General features: G+C 50.9%; 5 protein-coding genes. 1 reads left to right on the top strand and 4 read right to left on the bottom strand.

Going from position 1 to position 5,769, the window contains the following annotated elements; all coding sequences use genetic code 11:
• A partial coding sequence (locus ACOJS8_RS19110) for a heavy metal translocating P-type ATPase (protein WP_420150147.1) occupies positions 1 to 2,361 on the bottom strand: 2,361 nt, incomplete at its 3' end.
• Between the two features lie 183 nt (positions 2,362 to 2,544).
• Here ACOJS8_RS19110 and hemN point away from each other — a divergent pair.
• Complete coding sequence (hemN, locus tag ACOJS8_RS19105; protein ID WP_420150146.1) at positions 2,545 to 3,924, top strand: oxygen-independent coproporphyrinogen III oxidase; 1,380 nt, start codon at positions 2,545 to 2,547, stop codon at positions 3,922 to 3,924.
• 84 nt (positions 3,925 to 4,008) lie between these two features.
• Here hemN and ACOJS8_RS19100 read toward each other — a convergent pair whose 3' ends face one another.
• The 3 genes from ACOJS8_RS19100 to ACOJS8_RS19090 form a co-directional block, all read right to left on the bottom strand.
• Positions 4,009 to 4,782, bottom strand: a complete 774-nt coding sequence (locus tag ACOJS8_RS19100; RefSeq protein WP_420150145.1) for a pentapeptide repeat-containing protein — start codon at positions 4,780 to 4,782, stop codon at positions 4,009 to 4,011.
• A gap of 121 nt (positions 4,783 to 4,903) precedes the next feature.
• On the bottom strand, positions 4,904 to 5,251 hold the full coding sequence (locus ACOJS8_RS19095) for a hypothetical protein (RefSeq protein ID WP_420150144.1): 348 nt from the start codon (positions 5,249 to 5,251) through the stop codon (positions 4,904 to 4,906).
• A gap of 92 nt (positions 5,252 to 5,343) precedes the next feature.
• Positions 5,344 to 5,769: PD-(D/E)XK nuclease-like domain-containing protein (locus tag ACOJS8_RS19090; protein WP_420150143.1), on the bottom strand; the 426-nt coding region annotated here is incomplete at its 5' end.

Below are 5,769 nucleotides of genomic sequence, written 5' to 3'. Positions count from 1 at the left end.
TAACGAGATAATAAAACTAAAGCGAATCAGACCCATTCCGAAGCGGCAGTAACGTAGCAGATTGGGCAGGTTTCGCAGGGAAGTGGCTTCCAGAATGGCGTCGCTGGCGGGGGTGAACTGGATAGTTGCGTCGGTAATGGCAATACCAGCGTCCGCCTGTTTTAAAGCGCCCGCGTCGTTCAAACCGTCGCCAATCATCACGACCCGATGCCCGGCGGACTGGAGTTGCTGTACTACGTCGAGCTTTTGCTGCTGCTTGCTATTGAACTGCTTGTTTTGCGACTCGAACCATCGGCCTAATTCCGGTTGCGACGTAGCGTTATCCCCAGAAAGGAGATACAGTTTGTGCGTTGCTTTCAGATCGTTAAGCATCCTGTCGAGGCCGGGACGGTATTGATTTGGAAAGGAAAAACACCCCCTGTATTGCTGTTCAATGACTATGTGCACGGCTGCGCCATCCGAATCGGAAAGGCTTTGTATTTCTTCCGGCCGCGTGCTGACAAACGAGCGCGATCCAACTTTTACAACCCAGCCGTCAACAATGCCCTGAATGCCGTGACCCGCCGGCTCGGTGAATCCTTCGACGGGCAGCGGCAGGCTCGCCGACAAATGGTGCGTCAGTTTACGGCTAAGCGGGTGGGTTGATTGCTTTGTCAGCGAGGTTACCAGTGATCTTTCGTAATTAGTCAGCGGCTGGGCAAACGATTCGTGTACGGCGGTTTCAAACGTAGTGGTCAACGTACCGGTTTTATCAAATACAATCGTGTCGCATTTGGCCATCTGTTCAATGACTTCCGCATTTTTGAGATAGAATTTGTAGCGGCTCAGCTTACGCAACCCATTACCCAGCGCAAACGGATACGACAGCGACAACGCACACGGACAGGCAATAATCAACACGGCTGTGAAGGCATTAATGGCGCGTGATGGGTCATGAACGTACCAGTATAAGCCCGCCACTGTGGCTAACGTAATGACCGACAGGGTAAAATATTTCCCGACGGCATCGGCAAAGGTTTCCAGGCGCGACGTATTGCCTTTGCGAAACGCGTCGTTGTTCCAGAGCTGCGTCAGGTAACTTTGCGATACGTCACGTACCACTTCCAATTCGATGGCTTCCCCAACTTGCTTACCACCAGCGTACACCAAAGCGCCCGGTTCCTTCGCTTCGGGTTCCGATTCTCCCGTTACGAAGCTGTAATCGATCAGGGCTTTGCCTTTGTACAGCAGTCCATCGGCTGGAATAAGTTCGTTGCTACGTATCCTGATTCGATCGCCTTTGCGAAGTTGCGCCAGTGGCAGGGATTGCTCGGTTGGCGTGGGACGTGGGGCAGAGGGTAAGTAACCATCTCCACCAACTTCCATGCTACGGCCCCCATGCTCCACACCCTCTGCCCCAGGCTCCCTTCCCAACACCGTTACGGCCAGGGGAAAATACGATTTATAATCCCGTTCGAAGGATAGAAATTCGTGCGTGCGCTGCTGGAACCATTTGCCGCATAACAAAAAGAAAATCAGGCCCGTTAGTGAGTCGAAGTAGCCAGCACCGTTGAGGAATAGCACTTCGTAACTTCCTCTGGAAAAGGCGACCAGGATGCCCAGCAGAATAGGCAGATCAATGTTGATAACACCTTTTTTCAGGCTTTTCCAGACAGACGCGAAATAACCGGAGCCCGAATAAAACACAACCGGCAGAGCCAGGAGCAGGTTGAACAGCCCAAAAAGGTTTTTGAACGAAGGATCGTCGAGGCCAACGTAGTCCGGGAAGCTAAACAGCATAATATTCCCGGAGCAAAAGCCAGCCACCGCCACCCGGTACAAAAGCGACCGATATGACGGTTTCTGCTGCTCTTTCACTACGTCGTTGAAACTGATCAGCGGCTCGTAGCCGATGGAGTTGAGCAGTTCCACTACGTCTCTAAGCGTCAGTTTGCCCGGCTGATACGTAATGTGAACCTGTTTTTTCAGAAAATCGACCCGCGACTGTTGAATACCGGGATTAATACGGTACAGATGTTCGAGCAGCCATAGGCAGGAGCTGCAATGAATTGTTGGAATGTAGAACGTAACCTTTGCTATGGAATCATTTGAGAACTCAAGCAGTTGGGCCACAATTTCCGGATGATCGAGAAAATCCAGCCGTGTCTGCCCCCTCTCGACGGGCTGATGCTCCCGCGTGCCTAACGTATCGCTTTCTGCATCGATGGTATAATATTGACAAAGCTGATGCTGGCTCAGGATGCTGTAAACGGTTTTGCAGCCATCGCAGCAGAAGTGTTTATCGTCGAAAACAAGGGTTGTATCGGAGCAGGACGTACCGCAGTGGTAACAGACTGCCGGAGAAATCGTAGCCGTATTCATAGCGCAGAATTTGACAGCAAGTTGGCACGACGCTATGTAGTAACTCCTGACAATCATCAGGTATCAGACTGATAAGGCTCAATACGTAGCGCTCCCGGATAGGCCAACTTTGTATAGTAGCAGAGGGCGTAGGGCAGGGGGCAGAAAGATTCCGCTTTTACCCTGTGCCCTACGCCGATAACCATGAACACGCTCATTCAAAAATACAACGTTCCCGGCCCGCGCTATACCAGTTACCCAACCGTACCGTTCTGGGATCAGGCTACGTTTAGTGAAACGGCCTGGATTCGCCACTTACGGCGGGCCTTTTCGATCAGTAATGCTACGTCTGGTATCAGTCTGTACATGCATTTGCCCTACTGCGATAGCTTATGCACGTTCTGCGGCTGCAACAAACGAATTACCCGCAACCATACTGTCGAGGGTCCTTACATCGACGCTGTTCTGGCCGAATGGAAGCTGTATTGCGATTTGCTACCCGAGCGTCCACGTATCGCTGAGCTGCATTTCGGCGGAGGAACGCCGAGCTTTTTTTCGCCCGCTCAGATTGAACGGTTACTAACCGGAATTTTCGCGCACGCTACGCCCGTCGAATCGCCGGATTACGGCTGGGAAGGTCATCCTAACAACACCACGCAGGCGCATTTGCAGGTATTGTACAGCTTTGGTTTCCGACGCGTGAGTTTTGGCGTACAGGATTACGATCCAATTGTACAGCGGGCTATTCACCGTATTCAGCCGTTTGAGGCTGTGCGGCAGGTTACCGACTGGGCGCGGCAGATCGGCTATACATCCATCAGCCACGATATAGTGTTTGGCTTGCCATTTCAGACGCCCGATTCCATTAGCGATACGATTCATAAAACGCTGGTGTTACGTCCTGATCGGGTTGCATTTTATTCCTACGCTCACGTACCATGGATTGAGGGTATAAATGGCCAGCGGGGTTTTCAGGAGCGGGATTTACCGACGGGCGATCGGAAACGTGTGCTATACGAAACCGGGCGGGATTTGCTGGAGCTGGCGGGGTACGTAGAGATTGGAATGGACCATTTTGCGCGTCCGCATGATTCGCTCTATAAAGCGCTGGAAGCCGGTACGTTACACCGGAATTTTATGGGCTACACCACTGCCCAGACACGGGTATTAATCGGGTTGGGAGCGTCGTCTATCGGGGATGTCTGGACGGCCTTTGCCCAAAACGAAAAAAACCTCGATACGTACATGAACCGGGTCCTGGCTGGCGAGTTACCGTTGTTGCGTGGACATGTTCTCGACGATCAGGACCAGTTTCTTCGTCAGCAGATTATGAATATTATGTGTCAGGGCGAAACTCGGTGGCACCTGGGAAGTTGGTCGAAACGGGAGTGGGAAATACTGAGCGCCCGCCTGAAAGCGTTCTGGCTGGATGGGCTACTGAATTATGATACAGAAGGCATGTCGGTACGTCCCGAAGGTCGACCCTTTCTGCGCAACATTTGTATGGCGTTTGATGAGCGACTGAATTACGCTCAACAGAACGTCGGCCCGGCGCAGACGCGGTTGTTTTCGCAGACGGTGTGATGAGGAATAGGGCATGGGGGTAAGGGCAGAGGAAAAAGCCTGTTGCGTTTCCCCTCCGCCCTTGTCCCCATGCCCTATGCTCCACTACCGGCCTCTTGGCGAGAACTTCTCACCGTCGAGGGTTGTGTATTTGAAGTCGGTAAAGCCGCTGAAACGCGCATCATCGAATCTGGTGCCGCGTGGGAATTTTGTGTATTTGAAATCGGTATTACCCGAAAAACTAGCCTTCTGAAAATTAACACTTTCGTCAAATTTCGTGTACTTAAAATCGGCATGCCGATCAAATCGGGCGTTCTGGAAGGCCGACGATTCATCGAATTTCGTGTATTTGAAATCGGCGTAACCGTGGAAGTTTGAACCGCTGAAATCAGCCGCGTTACGGAATTCAGCATACTTGAACAGTGCTACGTTGCGGAAGGTGTTTTCCGTAAAAATAGCCCGCTGGCTAAAGTGAGAATACTTGAACGTAGCGTCGCCTTCAAATTGGCAATTCTCAACCGTAACGGCTTCTGAAAAATTTGCGTTGTGAACGATATTGTCCGTTTTCAGAATTTTTCCTTCTTCATTTTCTGTTCGATATGCCAGAAACTTTCCCTTGAAGGTGCAGTTTTTGAACGATAAGGGCACATCAACAACACTCAGATAATGCGGTGTGTCGCCCCAGTTCCCATCCCTGACTTCTTTCCGATTCGCCAGATTGGTCAGATCAAGGTCGCCTGTGATGGTCGCGTTCTGGTACGATACGGACTCTTTTCGGTTGATTTTAGCAATGATTTCTTTGGCATCAACCATCGTTTGGGCCATCACTGACGACAGCGAAACAAGGGAGAAAAACAGGAACGTAGCAAAGGTCTTCATGATGTTTTTACGGTTATTTCTTTAAAGATGCGGGCTTATGAGGAAGGGTTGCACAGACGCCAAAAAGAAAGCCGCTGGATAGCAGAGTGCTCCAGCGGCTTTTTCTATAAACAGCGTTACGTTAATCCATCCACATCACTTTTTCATAAGCGATCTCGTAATCCATTTCCTGCAAAGGAGTCAGCCCCGCAAAATGACCCGTTTCGTCGGTCTGAACGGCGTTCCAGCAGCCCGACGCATCACGTAGCAGCAGTCGATAGCCGTAAAGCGGATGCATCGTATCCTTATCGGTGCGGTGATCCCAGCCGGTTTGTAATTCAATGGCAAAGGCGATTCGATCCATTACCTCGCTCATCTGACCCGATAAGCTATCGACTCCATCCAACTCTTCAATCCAGAGCACTAATCCATCGGTTCCCCAGTCAAAGCGGAGTGGCGTTGGACTTAAATTGATTATCGAAGCGTTCATAACGATTTGTTGGTTAAAGTTCTTGGTGGAGGGCATGGGGCATAGGGTCGTTACCTTGAGTCTCACCCTATGTCCCACGCCCCATGCTATTTTTAAGCACTCATACTCCAGGCTGGAGCTGTACTAACGTTCATTTCCTGCTCTTCACGCCATTTACGTAGCCAGAAACGATACTTCTTCCGGCCGTACTCAATGAACCCCGGAATTGACGTAGCGTCGACGGCAAACAATCGATGTGGACGTTGTTTCATAACGCCAATAAACACAAACCGGAACTGGCGCGTATTGGCCCATTCCTGGCTGTCGGCGTTACGTAAGCTATCAATATAAAAAGCCGCCTGGCGATCATAGTCATAGTTATAGCATGACTCCAGAAATTGCGCCTGCGTTCGGGCCGATGTCGTTTTTAAATCAACTACCAACGCATTCCGACGCTTCGGGCTGGTATAAACCATGTCCAGACGCGCTTTACAGGCAACCCCCGTGGTTGGTTCTGTCGATAAAATGATACGTTCCCG

The sequence above is a fragment of the Spirosoma sp. genome (genome assembly GCF_048594605.1).
Lineage (GTDB): Bacteria > Bacteroidota > Bacteroidia > Cytophagales > Spirosomataceae > Spirosoma.
Note: the sequence above shows the minus strand (reverse complement) of the source record. Positions and strands in the feature narration are given on the sequence as shown.